We start from the raw sequence: 19,255 nt of genomic DNA on the forward strand, positions 1-19,255 counted from the left end.
TTAGCGCCAGCGTCGGGGCGCCAGGACCACACGACTTCGCCGTCCGCGAGTGCCACGCTCGTCAGTCGCGACACCCGCGTCCACCGCATCTCACCGCAACGTTCGTGACGATCGCGACCCGCCCCTCTCTCGGGTGAGACGCGCGGAGTTAAATCACTGATTTGCCCGACGGCGGAAGCGGAATGTTTTTTGTGTGAGGGCTGGACGAGGCAAATCACGTTGGAATTGCTCGCGAATTTTTCTCCCCCGTCATTCCGGGGCACGCGCAGCGTGAGCCCGGAATGACGGCTGAGGAATGTGGCGACACGAACGGCCAAAACCGGCCCCGCCCTACCACTCTTCCGGGCAGGGATCGACGATCTTCCAGAGTTCGATGCCGTTCTTGATCTTCTTCATTTCGGTGGTCAGCCCACCGTTGCGGCGGATCCAGTCCCTCACCGTCTGTGGGTAATAGGACATCAGGTCGGAGGTGCCATCGAGGCTCGTGACCTTGATGCCGAAGGTGAAGGCCTTGTCGTAATAGGCCTGGTGGAAACCGACGCTTGCCCTGGGCGTGACACAGATCTTGTTCATCGGCACGATGCCGAACACGAGCGTGCAGGCGGAATTGCAGATACCGTCGATGATGACGCGCTCGCCGCGCTCGCGGATGCGCTTGTACTTGGCCTTGTACTCATCGACATAGCCGCCATGGTCGCGCGTGATGTGCAGGACGGCACGCGCCGGCGCCATCGCGAGAGCAAGGAACAACAGGGCGAGAAGCGTGATGCGCATGAACAATGTGACAGTAGCCTTGGTCGCCTCAAACAAAGCCGGCTGCGGGCCCCGGACCAGACCCCAAAACTCTGGCCGGACTGTGTTGGGAAACCGTTAAGCATCCAGAATGGGCCAAAAATTGACGTGATGTGGCCTATTTCCCGCAGTTTTTCCCTCCAAACCGCGCTAAATGAAAGGCTGGATCGGCCAGAATCGCCCCGGCTGGCCCTGGAGACGCACAATGCCCAGACTGAAGTTTTTCGCCGCCGCAGCGGTTCTTGCCGCCATGGCTGCCGCCCCAAGCGTGGCCGACGCCCGCCATTACCGCCATCACCACCACCACCGGCACCACGCCGGGCACCTGCCCTATCAGATCAGCTACCTCCACAATTACGGCCCGGGCGCGACGCCCGGCACGTTCGCCTATTACGACGGCCCGACGGCGGTAAAATGCCGCCAGAGCGCCTCCGCCTATATCGGCCAGGACGGCCGCCGGCATCCCTGTTTCTGAAGGCCCCACCGGGCGGGACGCCGTGCGCAGGGCACCTTTTCCGCTCCACGCGCTGGCCGTTCCGGCCCAAACCTGATAATCGACGCTTGGATCATGATCCGACCATACCGAGTCGGATCCATGATCTGACTTCTCTGTCTGAGCATGATCTCCGTGCAAACGCTTCGCGTTTGTCGCGAGGGAAAACCGGTTTCTACTTTTCCGGATCATGCTCCAAGGCACGCGCTCGTAGCTCAGCTGGATAGAGCATCGGATTTCGATTCCGAGGGTCGGGAGTTCGAATCTCTCCGAGCGCGCCACAGCCGATAAGATAGGCGCTACTGCTTCGCCGTGGCGCTATGATGCCGGGGCCCGGGTGCGCGCTCAAATCGCCAGGACTGCGATAGACTGCGATCTGGCACTTCGCCTTCTCGAGCAGCTTTTCCTCGGACGGAGCGATCACGGGCATTGCGAGGACCGTAATCCGGTTTCATACTCTCGCGTCGCCCGGAGGCGTACCTCGACCGGCTAAGGTAACGGTGCGACCAACCCGAAAAAATGCAACAGACAATGCCGGGTTACTGGAAAGCGGAGAGACAGCGATGCTGTTTCGTCACGCGTTTGCTCTTGTGTCGATGACGGCGCTGTTGGCTGATCCCATCGACGCCGTGTCGCAGGACATGCTGCGCAGCGTCGACCTCAACAGCCCCGAAATGTCGACATCCGAGATGACGCGGGCCGAGGTCGAGACGCTTCTCAAGGCGGCGCCTCAAGACGCCGCGGGCCAGAGCTCTGCGGATTTGCAAGGAAAGCGGCTGTCGCAACTCGATCTCTCGGGGCTCGACTTCTCCGGCAGCAATCTCCGCCTCGTCAAGCTCAACCGGACTAGCCTGAAAGGCGCACGCTTCTATCGTGCCATCCTCAACCAGGCTTGGCTCATCGACGCGGATTTGACCGGGGCGTCTCTCGTAAAGGCATCACTCCTCGGCACGCAGATGCAGCGCGCCAAGCTTGGCGGCGCCGATTTGAACAGCGCTCGCATAACCGCGGATCTTTCTGGTGCCAGCTTGATCGGGGCTAAGCTTGCTGGCGCCGATTTGAGCGCTGATATGCGCAACCAATCGATGGGCTTGATGCGTGGCGTGCTCAAATCCGCCGATCTCAGGAATGCCGATCTGAACGGCGCCAATCTCGCGCGCGCCGATCTCGAATTCGCGCAGCTGCAGAACGCCAATCTGGCGAATTGCAATCTTAGCGGTGCCGACCTTTCGGGAGCCGACTTGTCCAACACCAATCTCGCAGGCGCCGATTTCACCGAGACTGACCTCGCGTCGGCCCTCTTGCCGAGCGCAGCCGCGCTGGAAAAGGCCCGCAATCTGGACAAGGCCAGGAACTTGAACCTGGCGCGGCGCCTACCTTAGTGATCGCAGTGATCCGAAACCTGGCATTTCAGCCAGCAACTGAAGCAATCGGCGCCAATGCGGCGATGCCAACAGCCCTCAGATCAAGAAACAACGGTTTGGGCTGGCTAGCCGAGACCGATGGGTGCGCCACGGCCGATGAAGATGTTAGCTCGCCGCATCCTTGAGCGCGGTTTCGAAGCTCTTTGCGTCGAAGGCCGGCATACTCTGGATCCGCCCCAGACCCTGGGTGGCGTACCAGACGGAGAACGCGAGCATCGCTCCCTCATTCGGGGCATCGACGATGTCGACGAAATCGTAATAGCCCTGCGTGTAGTGGATCGACTCGACCTTGATGCCCAGCTTGTCGAGTTTTGCCTTGGCCTTGCCGATCCGCTCCGATTGCTTGCTTGCCCACTCCGGGCTCAGACTACCAAGCAGCACATATTTCATGGCCACCTCCACGTGATGTTGATCATGATGCGCGAAGGACCGCACGATTATACGCCTTCCAGGGACCCGTGCCATGTCGTTGTGCGTAGCGGGAACGGCAAGATGCGGCCTCCCCGGCCCCGCATTTTGTCCGACAAGCCCTATAGCCAGCGCCGCACCCGCGCGCGGTAGCGGCGATAGGCGTTCCCGAACTTGCGCTCGAGATAGGCTTCCTCGCGGGTGATCACACCGTAGCGGATGACAAGCGCGAAGGGCACCAGCGTCATCAGCAGCCAGAGGTCGTTGAAGGCAATGGCCAGGCCGATGAGCCCCAGTACCATGCCGAGATAGATGGGGTTGCGCGTGAAGCGGTAGGGGCCAGTCTCCACGATGGTCGTGGACGGCAAGTTGGTGGGCACATTCGAGCCGGCCCGGGTCATGGTAGTGATCGCCCACGCGACCAGCGCCACCGCAACGACAAACACTGTCGCGCCGAGCCAGCCTGCAGCAACCACGGCCCGGCAAGAACGGCAAAGGTATGAGCCAATTGAGCGCGAGACCGGCAAGCACCACTAGCACCCACGCGATCGGCGGCCGGACAATGACATTCGCAGTATCTGCCGTGTCAGTCATAGGTGGGGCCGGTGAACCTGCACCCCTTTTTGAGGTGGCCAGCCGAAGACTATTTGCAAGGGTATCGCAAAATCGCAGGCGGTCCGAGATTTGCCGGTTGGAACGCGCAGCGGGCCGCCGCATCATAGCGCCACGGCGAAGCAATAGAGCCCATCCTCGTCTGCCGTGGCGCGCCGCACCACCTAAGATATTGTATTCTTTTCATCTTTTTCGTTTGGCCCGTTTCGGAACCGCCCGTGCAACTGACGGGGAAAAACGCATCACTCAGCTCCGCAAAGCGCTGGCCAGGGGTTCAGCTTGGATGCATCCGAATTCGCCGCAGGGTCTGTGGGCGCACACCCCCCTCTGCAGCTCGCCCGCGCAAAAATAATAGCGAACTGTGCTCAACCGAACAGAGACTTAGCGTCGATTGTCTAGACTCCCATGTCCGCGTAGCGCACAGGCCAACGAGGACGTGAGCCATGAAGGACCTCAGCGGAAAATTGCACCAGCTCCGGGCTGATGCCAACAATTGTGCCGTCATGGCCATGTCGGCGACGGATCCAAATAAACGCGAGCTGCTTAAGCGTTTGGCGGATGAGCTTGCCATCGAGGCGCTTGAGCTGGAACAGGTCGTGAAAAGGCAAACAGGGGATCTGGGCTCCGACGAGCAGTACAATGTCTTGTCCAAGCCAGCGTTAGACCCCCCTATGCCGATCCGGAGAAAGCCGCTCGCCGGCTCGTGAAGCTCGCGCGTGCCGTCGAGCCGAAACAGACGGACCGCATTCACATCGAGAAAATCAACTACTCGTTTCTTTTTCAGGACAAGGCCAAGCCGGCCGTATACGGCGCCGGGTTTTGCCGCGCTCCGGCAAGACTTTAAGCACGTATTACCTCAGCGCGTACTATCCGACCGGCGATGTCGCCGAGCTGTGCGAGCTGATTGGCCAACGGCTGGGGAAAAACAGTCGTTACGTCAATAGCGCTGCATGTTTCCGGATCGGCGAAGCGATATCCTTTTCGAAGTGTGGGCTTCGGATGCATCATGCAGTTCAGCCGCATCATCGGTCCGACGGAAGACTTCCAAATTTGGAGCGCGATAAGCCGCGGGTTCTCGTTCGTGATCAGTAATGAGAGCCGAACCGGCCCCGGCCTTCACGGAGAGCCCGGCTTTGTTGCCTCGTGGCGTCCCATCGATCTGAACAGGCCTGCGATCAGAGTGGGCGGTTCGCCGTTCAAGACCTTCGCTGAAGCCGAGAATGCGTGTGAGGCGATGCTGAAGCACCTGACCGATGACAGGATCGAGTAGATGCAGTCGCCTCCCTCTACTTGGCGATTGCCATAATCTGACGATCGATCGTACTTCACCTTCGCCCAGGTCGCGGTGCCCTCTTTGTTAGCGCCGCTGGCGGCTTTGCTGAGTTGGCGTGCAAACTGTCCCCGAAGAACTTCGCCATCTCACGTCGGTTCTACGATCCGGGTACAGCGGGCATCCATAGTTCAACTCGGAAAAATGAGACAGGTCGTTGTGCCATGAGCGAGCAATCGGCCCTTGCCGTCCGTGACGCGCCCTTCGGCCGTGCCGATACGGCGCCCACAATTCAAAACCATTCCTTCGGCCCTGATCTGGCCCGTTTCCGGCGTGATTGGGCGCACAAGAGAAATCTTGAATTCGAGCGTTGTCTGAGCCACGCCCTGGTCCAGCGTCGATTGGACGGCGAGCCCCATGCAGCTATCGAGCAGCGTCGCCGTGAGGCCGCCATGGACCGTGCCGGCTGGATTTAGGTGGGCGTCGGTTGGAATGAGCGTCACGATAACACGACCGCGCGTAGCCTCAGCCACGTCGTACCCCAACGTTCGCGCCAAGGTGTTGAGAGGAATCGTGCCGCTGGCAAGGCCCTGCACAAACTCCAGTCCACTCATCGTCTTCTGTGTCTCGGCATCCACCGTCCCGAAGGTCTTGGTAAGCATCGTATCTCACTCCGTCTCGCTCAGCTCGTTATCGTCCTTGGCGACGCTTTTTTGCGAAACGCCGATGGTGACCGGCCATAGATCCGGCTGAAAGATGCGCTCATGCGCCTTGCACTCGAAAACCCGGCACGCTTGGCGATGAGAGGAATTGGAAGATCGCTTTCATCGAGGAGACGCTTTGCACGTTGAACACGAAGCGAAAGCGCGACTTGCAGAGGCGATGCATCGAGGTGCTCGGCAAACAGCCGCGCCAGGTGCCGGGGTCCTACTCCGAGACGATCGGCCAATGCTTCGATATTGCTCCGATCAAGTGCGCCGTTTTCGATGAGCGCCAGTGCACGTTCGACAGTCGTCCTGGTCCCCTTCCAGGCCGGGCAGAAAGGAGCAGCCTCCGGACGGCAGCGGAGGCAAGGTCGAAAACCCGCGTGTTCCGCGGCAGCGGCGCTGCGATAAAACCTCACATTCCGCGAGAGCGGCGTTCGCACCGGGCAGACGGGCCGGCAATACACTCCCGTCGTCTTGACCGCCACGAACACCAGCCCGTCCCACGCCGGATCGCGGCGTCGAAATGCTTCATATTGTGCGGCGAAGTCGAGCATGCGATTGCTATAATGACCATCGCCGCAGGTGGCGAGCCATTCTCGAAGACCAGGTCCGAAAACGACCGCCGCCAGGACGGCACGCGCTCGTAGCTAAGCTTGATAGAGCATCGGATTTCGATTCCGAGGGTCGGGAATTCGAACCTCTCCGGCGCGCCCTTCGTACACCCCTGGGCACTCCAGAACCTGCCGTTTTGCGCTTGGTGCGAGCACCGGCGTGCGCAGGAGTACGCTTTTCCACATGATGCGAAGTGGCGCTCTATTTGTCCTCGTCGGGGGCAAATCGAGCATGGCGCTGAAGGTCCATCCTGTCGTGGAGGATGCGCACGATTTCGATCGTGCTCTTTGGCGCTACCCGGTACATGATGAAGTAGCTTCCGCGACGACCGCGTCGCTCAACATGGAGCGTGCGAAGACCCGGCATGATCGCGTCCCGGGCCTTGGAGCCTGCGACATCGGGACCGTCAGCAAGTTCACCAATCGCCTGAACGAGCGTGTCCCGATAGACGCGCGATTGTCGCGCGCCAAAATTCTCAGTGGTCCATTTCAGGATGTTCGCAAAGTCGAGTTCGGCAGCAGCGCCGAGACGGACGCGCCATCTATGCTCGGCTATACAGGCCCTATTCGGCTGTTCCGGAGATGACCTTCTCCGAGAGCTCGTTCAGATAGGCTTGCAGGTCTTCGATATTCCTGAATTCTTTGAATTCGCCTCGGTCCAATGCACCAACGCCGAGGCGAGCCGCAGCGCGTAAGGCCTTCAGCTTGCCCGCGTCCTCCGCCTCGCGTTGCTCCACCAGCCGCAACCCGTCACGCAGCACTTCGCTGGCGTTCTGATAGCGGCCGGACTTGACGAGGGTGTCAATGAGTTCTTCCTGGCGCTCGGTCAGCACAACATTTCTCGTTGGCATTGGCGTCCTCGCGGATCGTTCAAAAAATGGCGTATGGCATAATATGCTATCGTCATTCGATGGCCTCAACCCCGATTTTGGCGCGTGCACTATTATGGCTTTCGATTTGCCGTAACCAAGCGCGAAGGCGGCACGGGTTGCGATCGGCGCAATGTGCTGTAGGTTTGGAGAATACAGCTTACTGCCACCATTCTAACGAAAACAGGCCGGCCGGCTTGGAGCGTGGGCGACGACAGTCGCGTTCCGATCGGATCAGGCGTCGGGGAAGGAAGGCTTGGAGATGTCAGAATACGATCAGCCAACGCCAATGCGCTTCGCTCTCAGTCGTCGGCAAGTCGTAGTCGGCGCCGCGTGTCTCGCTGGCGCCGGAATCCGGGCGACGCGGTCGCCTGCCCAGACAACCCCTTACCGATTCCGGCAAGGCGACTTCGAAATCACGGTCTTAAGCGATGGCCATCTCGTGCTGCCAGCGACGATCCATGGGCTTGATGCGCCGCGGGAAGAGGTTCACAGGCTTCTACAAGAGGCTGGTTTGGATCCCGATCAGGTGAAGCCGGCAACAAATCCGGCTCTGATCCGCACCAGGTCCGACCTCATTCTCCTCGATACCGGCTCTGGTGCGAACTTCCAGGGGACCGCCGGAAAACTGCTCGACAACCTCAATGCTGCCAATATTGGTCCGAAGAGCATCACCAAGGTCGTATTCACCCATGCGCATCCCGACCATATCTGGGGCACGATTGGCGCGGGCGGTGCCCTGAACTTTCCAAATGCCGCCTACTACGTCTCGGCAGTCGAATGGGATTTCTGGATGGACCCTCACCTCACGACGAAGCTCGCCGAACAAATGCATATCTTCGTCACGGGTGCGCAAACCAATCTTGCTGCGGTCAAGGATCGCGTGACCATGGTCAAGCCCGGTGATGACATCGTAACGGGCCTCAGCGTACTGGACAGTTCGGGTCACACGCCGGGCCATATTTCCTTGGTCCTGGCAGGCAGCGAGGGGCTGCTCATTCCGGCCGACGCGATCACGGAACCCGCCGTCTATTTTCCTCATCCGGAGTGGCAGTTCGCCTACGACATGGACAATGGCACAGCCGTCGCCAACCGGAAGAAGCTGCTCGACCGCGCCGCGACCGACAGGATGAAGATGCTGGGCTTCCACTGGCCCTATTCCGGCCTGGGCTTGGCCGAGCGGAAGGGCACGGGATATCAATATGTGCCAGCGGCCTGACGGCCGAAGATTGCTAAGTAGCCGCTGTCGATTGGCCGGATTTCAGGGGCCCGCCGATGCGGCTAACGCGGCGCCGCGCTAACACTCGATTTTCTGGCCCATCGAAAGCGTGGCCCGGCGGACTGATGCGAACCGCTTTCTCGACATCGTCGGGAGTGAAATCCTCACTTGGCTCAAAGCGAAATCGAGCTTGCAAGCCGAGGTTTCGCTCTTCACGGCAGCTCGCAAGCCGTCGCAGCCAGCCGAATTCTCCTTGATATCTCAGGAGGCACCCAATAAAATTGCAACCATTGATCGAGACATTTGGCTACTGACAGATATTACAATCTCCGAGAATGCGATGCAGCGCTGGCTGATTTCAGGCGCATCGGGGCAGTTGGGCGGTCATATCCTCAGTGCGCTTTCGCGTCACTGCCCTGGCGATTACGTGCATGCGCTTGGCCGTTCACCGCTGCCGGGCGCGCATGTCACCGAATTGGTGGATATCAGAAGGGGCGCGGCTTTGATGGAGTTGCTGCAACGCGCGACCCCGACGCGCATCCTGCACCTTGCGGGAGTACCGCCCCTGATCGCCGAGTCCGACCCCGCCTCCTGCCATGCGCTCCACGTTGACGCCGCGATGAGGATGGCGGCTTACGCCGCCTCTACGAACGGATGGATGCTGTATGCCTCGTCCGATTTCGTGTGGGACGGAAACGGCGGGTTCCACGATGAAGACGATGTGCCACTTCCGGCGAACGTCTATGGCAGAAGCAAGCTTGCCGGCGAGCGTGTCGTCATAGAGCACGGCTGCGGACTGGTCGCCCGCTACTCGCTGCTGTTCGGTTTCCCGGTCGATTGTCGCCAGACATCATGGACGACGATCGCCGCACGCCTCAAGCGCAACGAACCGGTCAACGCGATCGATAACGAATGGCGATCGCCAATCAGCCTGGCCGACGCAGCTTTGGCAACAATAGAGCTGGCAGTGCAACGTCATCACGGGCTCGTGCACATTTCAGGCTCATCTGCGATGACGCCGTACGAAATCATCTGCATGATGCGCCGGGAGATGAACTCGGCGTCGGACATCCAGCGGGTCTCGCGCGCCTCGTTCAGTCCGAACATGATCCGGCCGCGCAACGTCACCCAGTCGAACAGCCGGCTGAGGCGCCGCCTTCCGGGATTCGAGCCCGCGCCTTTGCGATCTGCTCTGCGCATCGCACAGGGCGCGGTGCCGCGCTTTTCCGTGATCATTCCGGTGTATCACGGAGCCGACACCGTAGGCCGGAGCCTGACTGCGCTTGCCGATCAACGCTTCGATAACGATGGCGGACTGCAAGCGAGCGACGTCGAGGTGCTGCTGGCACTGAACGACGGCCGGCAAGACAGCGAGGCGGCGGTGGCCGCGCATGTCGCGAGCTTGCGCGCACGGAACTTCCACGTGCGATTGCTGCGTACGCCGCCGACCCGCCGCGCCGCCATAGCCGCGGCCGAGGCGGTGGCGGCTGCCGGCACCCATCGCCTCTATCTGGACCAGGACGCCAGACTGTCCCCGTACGCGCTTTCCGCCTTATTTGCAGCGCTCACGATGGGCACAGGCATTCAATTCGCCGCGCCTCGCGCACGGTTCGATCCCTCCCCTTCCCCGGTGGTGCGCGCGTTCTGCCGTTACTGGTGCGCTTTACCCTATTGCGATGCTTCGCCCGTCACCATGGGCGCCTATGCGGTGTCAGCCGAGGGCCGGCGGCGGTGGGGCGCGCTCCCGCAACTCGCGTCGGACGACAAGTTTGTCCGGATGCTGTTCGCTCCGAAGGAACGGCTGCTGCTCGCATCGGAGAGCTACCATGTGGTGGCGCCGCAAGGCTGGCGCGAGTTGATCCGGGCTCGGCGCCGCTACCTGCGTGGCAATCGCGAATTGGCGCGGGCGACCCACCTTGCTCCTCCAGATCCGATTCCGCGCTACAGGGGCGTCCTCAGGCCGCTTCTGCGACCGTCGGCCTGGTTCGATTTCGCGGTCTTCGTGGCAGCCTATGGCGCGACCTGGCTGACGGAAAGCGTCGGGGCGCGAACGGCGAGACGATCGTGAACCACACCCTCGATGTCGTCATCCCCGCAGGTGGCGATCCTGGGCTGCTTCAGCGATGCCTTGTTGCACTTCTGTGCGACGGCCACGATATCGACCTTCGCGTGATCGTGGTGGCAAACGGGCCTGCGTCCAGCCAAAATCAGGCGAGCGCTGAGTTGTTGCTGAGGGCGTTCGAGGATGAACGCCAAACATTGATCGTCGTAACGAACACCTGTCCGGGCAAGACGGCGGCGCTCAATCGGGGTGATCGCGAACGTCGTGGCGGGGCGGTCCTTTACCTTGACGCAGACACCATCATTCTCCCTGGCACCTTGGCCGCGATTGTCGCAGGCCTGGCCACCGATGAGCCGCTTCTCGTCGCGCCTCCCATGGTGCTGGTTCGGCCGGAGGGCCGACTGGAGCGCGGGTTCGCCTCAGTGTGGCCGCGTCTCTCCGGGATGGAGAACGACGTCGTCGGAGCCGGCGTCTATGCCACGAACCCGGCGGGCCGCCGCAGGTGGAGCGCATTTCCCCCGATCGCGGCCGACGACCTGTTCGTGCGCTCGCTCTTCGCGAGAAGCGAACGAAAACTCCTTGCCGCGGGCGGCTTCCTGTTCAACCTCCCACGGAGATGGGATCTAATCCGGGCCAAGCGGCGGTGGGACCATGGCAATCGCACCCTTGCAGGACTGCACGATGTTCGGCCAGGCAACCTGCCCACGAGGTCGTTCCGGTCCCGATTGGGCGATGTCGCGCGTCTCTGGCGAGAGGGCCCAGCCCTCGCGTGCTTCGTACTGCTGGCGCTCTCGGCACGGCTTACCCGAGGCGAGAACGATGATGCCGCCGCGTGGATCGGGCCAAAGCCGCCGCCGATTGCACCGGTCGCACCACGCCGACCACGCATCGGCATATGCATCGTCACGCATAACAACGCTGATGAAATCAGAGCCTGCCTCACTTCGCTGAAATCTTGCTGGTCCGAGCTTTCGATTCGAATCGAGGACAACGCGTCGGTGGACGGCACGGCCGATCTTGTTCGACAAGCCGAATGCCGCACGAAGATCAGAGCGAACCCCGTCAATCGCGGATTCGCCGCTTCAGTCAACCGGCTCGCCGTCGATTTCGGTGACGAAGTCGACCATCTTCTGCTCGTCAATCCGGACGTCGAACTGGCATCCGATGCGATCGATCAGTTGATCGCGGCCTCGCTGGTGAGCGAGGCGGAGGCGATCGTCGGCGGACGGATGATGCGGCACGACGGTAGCGTCGACCCCCACAACTGCCTTGCCGAACCGTCGCTCCGACAATCGATCGCGTTCGCACTGGGCCTGCGGCACTGGCCCGGTGGCAAGTGGCTCGATCCCGATGCGCTCGGCGGCTGGGGCCGGACCGGCATCCGGGCAGTCCCAGCGCTCACGGGAGCAACGCTCCTGATCAACCGTGCATTGTGGGACCGGCTGGGCGGGTTCAATGAGCAATACTTCCTCTATGGAGAGGACGTTGACCTGTGCATCAGGGCGAAAAGATTGTCGGGCGCTCCGCTCTTCACTGGCTTTGCGCGCTACATCCATCAAGGCGGCGCGAGTTCGGCGAGTGACTCCGAGCGGTGGGTCGCGATCCTGCGCGGCAAGGTGAGCCTATACCGCCAGCACCTGCCCGCGCTCCGAAGCAGACTAGCTCGATGGCTGCTGCTGGGTGGCGTAACACTGCGCGCAATGGCTGAAACATCAGGGCTCGCTCGCAGAACGATATGGCGAGACCTGTGGCGGAACCACAACCTGTGGCGGCACGGATGGCCGCAGCCTGACCATTCGGCCAAATAGCAGCGCGTGGCTCGCGCTGCGGCCACGCGAAGACCGCGTTCACGCCGCCGAGGTGTCGATCTGGCGGCGGATCACCCGCCGCACCTCTGCATTCGACAGGAACAGATCGTGGTTGATGATGCCCCAGCCCGAGTCGGAAGCATCGACCACGCGCACGCCGAGCTTCTCGATGACGGCTTTCTCGGCGGCGCCGACGCGTGTCATGCCGCCGGCGAGCGACCCCGAGAGTGCGAGCGCGCGGTCGTTCGTTGCGGTGATCACCGTGATCTTGCGGGCGAGCGGCCCGATGCGGTTGATCGCCGACGAGAACACGTCCATGTCGATATCGGGCGAAGCGAACACCACGGCGCCGATCCTGCCGTCAACGGTGTCACCATATCGATCATGGAGCTGGCGCAGGCTTTCGAGCGCCAGCATCGTTCCCATGCTGTGCGCGACGATGTGGACGCGGCCGGCGCCCGCGGGCGTCACGATGGCCTGAAGCACGCGTTCGAAGTCATCGCGGGACCACATTGCGCTGTCGCGGTCGTAGGCGTAGTCGAACAATCCCGCCTTTGACGGCCAGGAGAACACCATCGTCTGGCCGCGGAACCGGATGCCATCGGAAAGGTGGGCCGCATCGAGCGCCGCCGTCTCGAACGTCTGTTTGAAGCCGTGTACGTAGATCAGGACGTCTGATCCGCCGCCGCCGGCCTGCCCGAGAAGATCGCTGACGTCTCCCGAAACCGGCTCGACCTGATCAATACGCCAACCGCCGAGCCCCGCCGCCGCCAGGGAGAAGCGGCTCTCGTCCGGCGGCACCAGCTTCGCCCGTGCGACGGTCATCGCGGAGGCCCGATCCGGCCCGAACCAAGGCTTCGCGCGCCCGCCTTTTACGGGCTTGCGCGTGGTTGCAACAAGCAGCGTGGGGTCCACCGACAGCGACGATGCGTCGTAGCGCGCGCCGGTCGCACCCAGGCTGGCGCATCCGCCGAGCGCGAGTGCGCCCGCAGAGGATGCAAGCCCGCCCAGCAGGGCGCGGCGGGACATCATCACTTCGTTTCGCAGCGAGTGTCGGACGATCACGCGGGACTTCAGAAGCCGCCTCCGTAAGACCCGCCCCTCATGAATTTCCTGAATGATGATGGCGGCGAGAAAAGGGCGGCAGCTTCAGGCCGGGACGTAAGACCGCCGAACGGATTCACTGATTACGGTTACGGCGCGGAACAGGTCGGAACCCGGCGAAGCAAAGTTCCCTCGTGGCCATTCCGGTGAAGCCTTCAGGAGGAAAAAGCCGACCGCGACGGGCGCCAGTCTCTCGACCGATTCCTGCAACTGCGCGCCCGTTTGGGAAGCGCGTGCCTTCAGGAGCGCGCGGCAGCGGCTCTCCCGCGTTCGGTAACCTGATAGAGCACATGACCGGGGTCCTGAGGAAATACCTTCAGCCAACCTAACTCGACGAGGCGCTGATACCTGGTCTTATCAAGGTGTTCGATCACCGGCTTGGGGCGGCCGGCTGCAACGATCTCCCGGATCAATCTGAAATCATCGAGCTGCGCCATGATCAGTGCTCCTCGTTGCGTTCCGTACAATTTCAGCCCGCCCTCGGCGATGGGCTTCAAACTTCATCCGGTCCTTGCCTCGGCACATTGCAAGTCGCGGTCACGCGCCAACAACAAGCTCGTTGATGGCGGCGATCAGGTGTCAGCCCAAGTATTCGGCGATATCCTCCAGCGAGGCGTCGAAACGCTCGCCAAGCACCGCGCAATTGCTGTCTTCCTTCACGAGCGCGTATTTGCGGAAGTTGTCTTCGTCGATCGAACGTGAGCGCGACTTATGGATCGCGTATCCGAGCCTGCGTGCACGCGCTCGCAAGGCACTTTCCTTCGTCAGGCAGTTCCTTTATGGCCGAAGGCTGGACGAAGGCCGCATTACGATCGATTCACCGCCGGCTCCGAGACAGCGCCCATACGCTGGGACACAATGTTGTCTTTTGTTGTTTTTAGATGTTGTTTTTCTGCGCCAGCTCCAACGAGCATATCACATGCGCAGCGCCGGTGATAGACCGCCACTCCCGGCGAATCGCCAACCAACTGTTCAGGCAAGAAGATCGTCGGCCCTGCTCCGCTCCGGCGAGCGAAGCTCCCATCACAGCAATCTGCCTAAAGCATCACGAGCTGGACCACACCATCTTCGAGCTCGCCGCGAGCAAGTCTCGCGCGAGCGATATGCTCGAACTCGGTTCGATGTCTGTGCAAGTAGCTGAAAGCTTGGTTCTGGGTCCGAAAAGTCGTCTGAAGTCGGCATGCTTGCCTGACCGGCCCGACCGCCAGTGAGAATGTAATGGTTTGCCCTGACTCGATGGTGGATACAGTCCCCATGCTCTTCGCCATGTGTCCGCCTACTCCATAGGAAATGAGCGTCAGATGGTTTCCGCACTGCGCCGCTGAGCGCCGGAAGTCAATGGCTTGATACCGGCGACCATGGAAACCTGGAACACGGATCGAGTGCCAACCCAGCGTTTGATTATCGGCCCCCTACGAAGGCCGGTTCAAAGCCAGAGCCGAACGTGTGCGCTATTTCGAGAGCACCTTCTTGCGCTTCCTGTTCGAGATGTCCGGACGAGCCGCTTGAGTTGTCGCCTCCTCGGCCTCCCTGGCCTCCCTCAAGGCGCGAAGACGTTCCATGTTCTTACGCACCGCAATGGCCTGTTGCTGGACGTCTGCCATCGCTCGCGCACCTTCTTCCATCGCGAGACGTTGCCGGTTAGCGCGCGCGATGCTTTCCGGGGACGCTTCAGCGGGTTTCTGGACAGCCATCTTGTCTTCCCAATCCGAACAACACAAAGCCCGCTCAATCCCGGGATCGAGCGGGCAATACTGCCATTTCAGTACATCCGTGAAATGGCGCGAACGGTTCAGGCCAGCGACAGATTCTCTGCGCTTACCTTGCCCCGCACTTTGTCAGTCTTGATTTCAAAGGCCACCTTCTGGCCTTCGGCAAGGCCGGAAAGACCCGCCCGTTCAACGGCGCTGATGTGAACGAACACATCGTTCCCGCCATCGTTGGGCTGGATAAAGCCAAACCCCTTTTGACCATTGAACCACTTCACAGTACCCGTCGGCATTCTTTCATCTCCAAAGCATATTCGCGCGACCGTCACGCGATCCATTCAACTGGCGATGTCTTTGGGAAAGAGCCCGCGGGCACATTCAGAAAGGCACAGCGGCTAATCGAACCGATGCAACCTACAGGCCTCGGCCCTGGATTACAAGTCCCGGAGGTAAAATCGGCCGTCGCGGAAGGAACTTCTTCTCCTGTTCGATGCAGCAGGTCGGCTGCAAATGCAGCAAGAGCACAGGCTGCTCAATCGAAATCCTTGCAAAAAGAGCTGGCTATTCCCGCCCATAGGCTCCATCGTGAAAAAAAATTGTATCGGCTTCGCGCCGATGGCCGAGAGACCGTGCGCTCCATCCGAACAGATTGCGGCGGCTCAGAATTGCGTCCCAACTTCTCTTCACCACCGGGATCGCTTTCAACCGAACTTCAGTACTCCGAAATCTCTGAAGCGCCCATTGCGGGAAGCTTCAACGGTTTTGCGCCGACAATGCTTAGGAGAAAAGCGCGTGCAGGTATTCGTCCGAGAGAACAACGTCGATCAGGCGCTTCGAATTCTGAAGCGGAAGATGCAGCGCGAAGGTGTTTTCAAGGAGATGCGCCGGCGTCGGTTCTACGAAAAGCCCTCGGACAAGGCTGCGCGAGAGAAGACAGAAGCCATACGACGGTTGCGCAAGCAGGCACGCAAGCAGGCTGTTCGAGACGGACTGATCGCTGCGCCGGCCAAAAAGCCGACCGACAACAAGCGCGGGCCGGAATTGCGTTCCAACATCATCGCCAGAACAGGACAGAACCAGCCGAATCCCACCCGGGAGTTCGCGCAGACGAAGACCGCGACCGAAACGTGATGCAGGAGACGTCGCAGCTATCACACCGGTTCGATATGACGGGTTGGCCGCAAAGCCGTGAGGCTTTGAGTTTGCCAACGTAATCGAAGCGGCTCGTCTCGGTGCTCGCGAGCGCAAACCTTCACGCGTTGCGATCCTCAATGCGAGCTGGTGGCAGTCCTGGCGCAGTCGCGTTCGATCGGGTTCCGGGGGTGCTCACAGCGGGGAGCACCCTGACGGAAGGTGTTCACCGTGGGGCCACCGTGATTCCCCGGAATCCAAATAGGACCACGATACCGCTAAGGTTGCTTTCGCCGGGGCCAATTTCATTCCGAACAGATTTATTAACCGGCAAGGGCCGCTGAGAAATCAGCGGCCCTTTCGTTTCAGCGCCCCGGCGACCGGAATGCAGCGTTCAGCCGGATTTGCCGAGCCGCAGTTTACTGGGCCTGACGCCATAGCGCCGGAGCAAGGCTCTGCTTAGCGCCCCCTCCGACTGGTAGCCGACATCGGCGGCAATCACGCAGATGGGGTCGTTCGTGGTCATGAGCCGCTGTCGCGCGAAGCCGAGACGCAGCTCGGTCAGGAAGGCGAGCGGCGCCAGTCCGGCCAGCTTGCGGAATGACCTGACGAGCGTTGCCCGGGATGCCGCGGACGCCTTCGCCAGGAGGTCGAGGGTCCAGTCGCGGGCGGGCTCGCGCAGCATCGCAAGCACCGCATGCGACGTCGAGCGATGGGTCAGAAGGGCGAGAAGACCGCTAGCCGGCGGCACCTCCTTGAGACGTTCGCGCAGCATCATCACGAAGAGTGCCGTTGCCAGATTGGTCGCGATGATCGTACTGCCGGTCTCGTTCGAATCCAATTCGTCGCTGATGCAGATCGCGAGCGTGTGTAATCGCTCGGCCAGCGGAAGCCTGGTCGAGCGCAGCACGACAAAGTTCGGAAGCGCGGCGATAAGGGCTTGCTCGGACGCAGCTTCACCCCGCAATACGCCGCAAACGAGCTCGGTGTCGTAGGCGACGCCCGGGGTCGACTTCGCGCGAATGGCATTGCGGAATTCGGTCAGGATCCTGCGGATGGTGCCATCGGTCGAAACCGAGCGGACCACATGGGCGTCGCCGTGCGGGAGCAGCAATGTATCGCCGGCGCCAAGCTTCACCGGACCGTGACCGTTTATCTCGAACACGCAATGGCCGCGGGTCACGATATGAAACTGCGCCCCGCCGGACGCCTCGTGCGGCGAGACCCAGGCGCCGCCGAACCTGCAGAAATCCTGTAAATCGGGTTTGACGCGCAAAAATGGCGCCAGGCTGCTTAACGGATCATCGCTTTCGTTTCTCGTCATGGTCGCTTGCATCGCTGCCAGATGTTGATCCGGGCGGCCATGCGAATGCGCCGCGCGGACATCCAATATTCCACCGGCTTCTGCTTAAGTTCTTCCCAGACCGCACGAAACAACGCTGCCCGCTTCTGGGGCCAAGCCGTCCGAGATTTCCCGAGACCGGAGAGCATTCATGTCCACCCTGCCCCAACACATGATGTCGCGGCGCGGCTTCTGCCTGTGCTGCATGGCCGCGACCACGGTTGCGGCGACGAGCGGCTGGCTCAGTCCGCGCGAGGCCTATGCTGCCTCCCGCAACATCGTCGACCTGATCCGGGATTCCGCGGCCAAGACCCCCATCACCGTCCACAAATTGCGCGACAACGTCAGCATCTTCGAAGGGTCCGGCGGCAATATCGCGGTCCTCACGGGAAAAGACGGCAAGGTCTTCATCGACGCCGGGATCACGGCGTCGCGGCCGCGCATTCTCGAGGCGGCGAGCCGGCTCGGCAACGAGCCGATCCGGCAGTTGATCAACACGCATTGGCACTTCGATCATGCCGACGGCAACGAATGGCTGAACGCCGAGGGCGCGGCCATCCTCGCGCATGAGAATACGCACAAGCATCTGCTCTCGGCGCAGAGGGTCGAGGACTGGGATTTCAACTTCCCCACCTCCCCGCTCGCGGCCGTTCCGACCGAGGTCTTCGCCTCGGAGAAGATGCTCAAGTTCAACGGTCAGACGCTGGCGCTGAAGCACTACGGTCCGGCGCACACCGACAGCGATATCTCGGTGACGTTCTCCGAAGCCGATATCCTTCACACCGGGGACACCTTCTGGAACGGGATCTATCCGTTCATCGACTACTCGACCGGCGGAAACATCAAGGGATCGATCGCGGCCGCCGAAGCCAATCTTGCCGCCACGACCGACAAGACCATCGTGATCCCCGGCCATGGCCGTCCCGTCAGCAACAGAGCGGAGCTCAAGGCCTACCGCGACATGCTCGTCGCCATTCACGACAACGTCGCCAAGCTCAAGCAGCAGGGGCGCACGCTGGAGGAGACGATCGCCGCGAAGCCAACGGCGGCCTTCGACGAGAAGTGGGGCCAGTTCGTCATAACTCCCGACTTCTTCACCAAGCTGGTCTACGAGGGCGCGTGAGCGCGCGGCTATCGCACGAGCATTGAGAATGTCTGCCTGGACGAAGCGCTGCATATCGACATCCCCGTCAAGCTGTCGCGGCTGAAGGTGGTCTTCAGCATCGGCGCCCCGGCGTTCGAGGGCGACCTGCAGGCGTCGATCTTTCACCTTCAGCTCATCACGAGCGATACCGTCGACTGGAACGCAGAGAGCGATGTGGTTGCGGTCTTTCATACCAACGCGGGCCATTTGACGTTGCACGATGCGGCCTACAACGCCGACCGGAACATCTCGACCGGCAACCCCTACAAGGATCTGCTGGAAGATCTCATGAAACGCGGCGTCCGCGTGGAACTGTGTGGCGCGACTGCAAAGGCCCACCACTGGGGAAACACCGACCTGCTCCCCGGAATCCCGGTCAACACCGATGCCATGGCGCGCACGGTGCAGCTCGTCCAGGAGGGTTTCATCAAGATCACGGAGTGATGCCCGATACTCCCCGCAACGCGCCGCGGAACGATGGCTGCTCTTGCTGATTGTATCGGATAATCAGTCCGTCGAGGTCGCCGATCGTGATTTATGCACTCAGCAT

General features: G+C 61.3%; 23 protein-coding genes and 1 tRNA gene. 11 read left to right on the top strand and 13 right to left on the bottom strand.

All coding sequences use genetic code 11. The features are described from left to right. Positions 1–330 precede the first annotated feature (330 nt). Positions 331–774: a hypothetical protein gene (locus ACZYOF_RS26080; protein ID WP_282530704.1), complete on the bottom strand. Its 444-nt coding sequence runs from the start codon at positions 772–774 to the stop codon at positions 331–333. A gap of 223 nt (positions 775–997) precedes the next feature. Between ACZYOF_RS26080 and ACZYOF_RS26085 the strand changes: the two genes are divergently transcribed. The 3 genes from ACZYOF_RS26085 (at position 998) to ACZYOF_RS26095 (ending at position 2,667) form a co-directional block, all read left to right on the top strand. Further along, on the top strand, positions 998–1,267 hold the full coding sequence (locus ACZYOF_RS26085) for a hypothetical protein (RefSeq protein WP_282530705.1): 270 nt from the start codon (positions 998–1,000) through the stop codon (positions 1,265–1,267). A gap of 222 nt (positions 1,268–1,489) precedes the next feature. Then, positions 1,490–1,566: transfer RNA gene (locus tag ACZYOF_RS26090), tRNA-Arg, on the top strand. 282 nt (positions 1,567–1,848) lie between these two features. Next, positions 1,849–2,667, top strand: a complete 819-nt coding sequence (locus ACZYOF_RS26095; protein ID WP_463717577.1) for a pentapeptide repeat-containing protein — start codon at positions 1,849–1,851, stop codon at positions 2,665–2,667. 147 nt (positions 2,668–2,814) lie between these two features. Here the strand turns inward: ACZYOF_RS26095 and ACZYOF_RS26100 are convergent, their stop codons facing one another. Both ACZYOF_RS26100 and ACZYOF_RS26105 read right to left on the bottom strand, forming a co-directional pair. After that, positions 2,815–3,099 carry a GYD domain-containing protein gene (locus tag ACZYOF_RS26100; protein WP_130581356.1) on the bottom strand — a complete coding sequence of 95 codons (285 nt, stop codon included), beginning with the start codon at positions 3,097–3,099 and terminating at the stop codon, positions 2,815–2,817. 140 nt (positions 3,100–3,239) lie between these two features. Continuing rightward, positions 3,240–3,593, bottom strand: a complete 354-nt coding sequence (locus tag ACZYOF_RS26105; RefSeq protein ID WP_463717578.1) for a methyltransferase family protein — start codon at positions 3,591–3,593, stop codon at positions 3,240–3,242. Between the two features lie 579 nt (positions 3,594–4,172). Here ACZYOF_RS26105 and ACZYOF_RS26110 point away from each other — a divergent pair. Further along, positions 4,173–4,436, top strand: coding sequence for a hypothetical protein (locus ACZYOF_RS26110; RefSeq protein WP_463717579.1), 264 nt, complete (start codon positions 4,173–4,175; stop codon positions 4,434–4,436). A 299-nt stretch (positions 4,437–4,735) separates the two neighbouring features. Continuing rightward, positions 4,736–4,999 (top strand): hypothetical protein, encoded by a 264-nt coding sequence (locus ACZYOF_RS26115; protein WP_130581353.1) that lies wholly within the window; start codon positions 4,736–4,738, stop codon positions 4,997–4,999. 191 nt (positions 5,000–5,190) lie between these two features. On the opposite strand, the gene ACZYOF_RS26120 is transcribed toward ACZYOF_RS26115, so the two are convergent. From ACZYOF_RS26120 to ACZYOF_RS26135, 4 genes are all read right to left on the bottom strand, one after another. Beyond that, positions 5,191–5,661, bottom strand: a complete 471-nt coding sequence (locus ACZYOF_RS26120; RefSeq protein ID WP_282530708.1) for a PaaI family thioesterase — start codon at positions 5,659–5,661, stop codon at positions 5,191–5,193. 20 nt (positions 5,662–5,681) lie between these two features. Next, positions 5,682–6,260, bottom strand: a complete 579-nt coding sequence (locus tag ACZYOF_RS26125) for a bifunctional transcriptional activator/DNA repair enzyme AdaA (protein WP_130581351.1) — start codon at positions 6,258–6,260, stop codon at positions 5,682–5,684. A gap of 259 nt (positions 6,261–6,519) precedes the next feature. Next, entirely contained in the window at positions 6,520–6,873 is a 354-nt protein-coding gene (locus tag ACZYOF_RS26130) for a type II toxin-antitoxin system RelE/ParE family toxin (RefSeq protein WP_463717595.1), read from the bottom strand. A 7-nt stretch (positions 6,874–6,880) separates the two neighbouring features. Next, complete coding sequence (locus tag ACZYOF_RS26135) at positions 6,881–7,168, bottom strand: type II toxin-antitoxin system ParD family antitoxin (protein WP_282530710.1); 288 nt, start codon at positions 7,166–7,168, stop codon at positions 6,881–6,883. A 280-nt stretch (positions 7,169–7,448) separates the two neighbouring features. Between ACZYOF_RS26135 and ACZYOF_RS26140 the strand changes: the two genes are divergently transcribed. The 3 genes from ACZYOF_RS26140 to ACZYOF_RS26150 all read left to right on the top strand — a co-directional run bounded on the left by ACZYOF_RS26140 (position 7,449) and on the right by ACZYOF_RS26150 (position 12,275). Further along, positions 7,449–8,405, top strand: a complete 957-nt coding sequence (locus ACZYOF_RS26140; RefSeq protein WP_463717580.1) for an MBL fold metallo-hydrolase — start codon at positions 7,449–7,451, stop codon at positions 8,403–8,405. A gap of 190 nt (positions 8,406–8,595) precedes the next feature. Beyond that, the gene (locus ACZYOF_RS26145) at positions 8,596–10,473 is read left to right on the top strand and encodes a sugar nucleotide-binding protein (RefSeq protein ID WP_463717581.1); all 1,878 of its coding nucleotides are present in this window, start codon (positions 8,596–8,598) and stop codon (positions 10,471–10,473) included. Next, positions 10,470–12,275: a glycosyltransferase family 2 protein gene (locus ACZYOF_RS26150; protein ID WP_463717582.1), complete on the top strand. Its 1,806-nt coding sequence runs from the start codon at positions 10,470–10,472 to the stop codon at positions 12,273–12,275. The genes ACZYOF_RS26145 and ACZYOF_RS26150 overlap by 4 nt, the downstream gene beginning before the upstream one ends. Before the next feature lie 39 nt (positions 12,276–12,314). On the opposite strand, the gene ACZYOF_RS26155 is transcribed toward ACZYOF_RS26150, so the two are convergent. The 5 genes from ACZYOF_RS26155 to ACZYOF_RS26175 all read right to left on the bottom strand — a co-directional run bounded on the left by ACZYOF_RS26155 (position 12,315) and on the right by ACZYOF_RS26175 (position 15,381). Next, entirely contained in the window at positions 12,315–13,304 is a 990-nt protein-coding gene (locus ACZYOF_RS26155; protein ID WP_463717583.1) for an alpha/beta hydrolase, read from the bottom strand. A 314-nt stretch (positions 13,305–13,618) separates the two neighbouring features. After that, positions 13,619–13,816, bottom strand: coding sequence for a TenA/THI-4 family protein (locus tag ACZYOF_RS26160; RefSeq protein WP_130581364.1), 198 nt, complete (start codon positions 13,814–13,816; stop codon positions 13,619–13,621). Positions 13,817–13,958: 142 nt separating this feature from the next. Continuing rightward, positions 13,959–14,129 carry a hypothetical protein gene (locus tag ACZYOF_RS26165; protein WP_282530715.1) on the bottom strand — a complete coding sequence of 57 codons (171 nt, stop codon included), beginning with the start codon at positions 14,127–14,129 and terminating at the stop codon, positions 13,959–13,961. Positions 14,130–14,830: 701 nt separating this feature from the next. Further along, positions 14,831–15,073, bottom strand: a complete 243-nt coding sequence (locus tag ACZYOF_RS26170; protein WP_130581713.1) for a transcriptional regulator — start codon at positions 15,071–15,073, stop codon at positions 14,831–14,833. Between the two features lie 98 nt (positions 15,074–15,171). Continuing rightward, positions 15,172–15,381, bottom strand: coding sequence for a cold-shock protein (locus ACZYOF_RS26175; protein WP_130581712.1), 210 nt, complete (start codon positions 15,379–15,381; stop codon positions 15,172–15,174). Between the two features lie 499 nt (positions 15,382–15,880). Between ACZYOF_RS26175 and rpsU the strand changes: the two genes are divergently transcribed. Next, positions 15,881–16,219 carry a 30S ribosomal protein S21 gene (rpsU, locus tag ACZYOF_RS26180; RefSeq protein WP_130581715.1) on the top strand — a complete coding sequence of 113 codons (339 nt, stop codon included), beginning with the start codon at positions 15,881–15,883 and terminating at the stop codon, positions 16,217–16,219. A gap of 394 nt (positions 16,220–16,613) precedes the next feature. Here rpsU and ACZYOF_RS26185 read toward each other — a convergent pair whose 3' ends face one another. Next, entirely contained in the window at positions 16,614–17,543 is a 930-nt protein-coding gene (locus ACZYOF_RS26185; protein WP_463717584.1) for a cupin domain-containing protein, read from the bottom strand. A 169-nt stretch (positions 17,544–17,712) separates the two neighbouring features. On the opposite strand from ACZYOF_RS26185, the gene ACZYOF_RS26190 reads away from it, so the two are divergent. Together ACZYOF_RS26190 and ACZYOF_RS26195 are read left to right on the top strand one after the other, a co-directional pair. Next, positions 17,713–18,684 (top strand): MBL fold metallo-hydrolase, encoded by a 972-nt coding sequence (locus tag ACZYOF_RS26190; protein ID WP_463717585.1) that lies wholly within the window; start codon positions 17,713–17,715, stop codon positions 18,682–18,684. A gap of 81 nt (positions 18,685–18,765) precedes the next feature. Continuing rightward, complete coding sequence (locus ACZYOF_RS26195; protein WP_463717596.1) at positions 18,766–19,149, top strand: DsrE family protein; 384 nt, start codon at positions 18,766–18,768, stop codon at positions 19,147–19,149. Positions 19,150–19,255 lie beyond the last annotated feature (106 nt).

This window comes from Bradyrhizobium sp. LeoA1Lang, assembly GCF_055413685.1.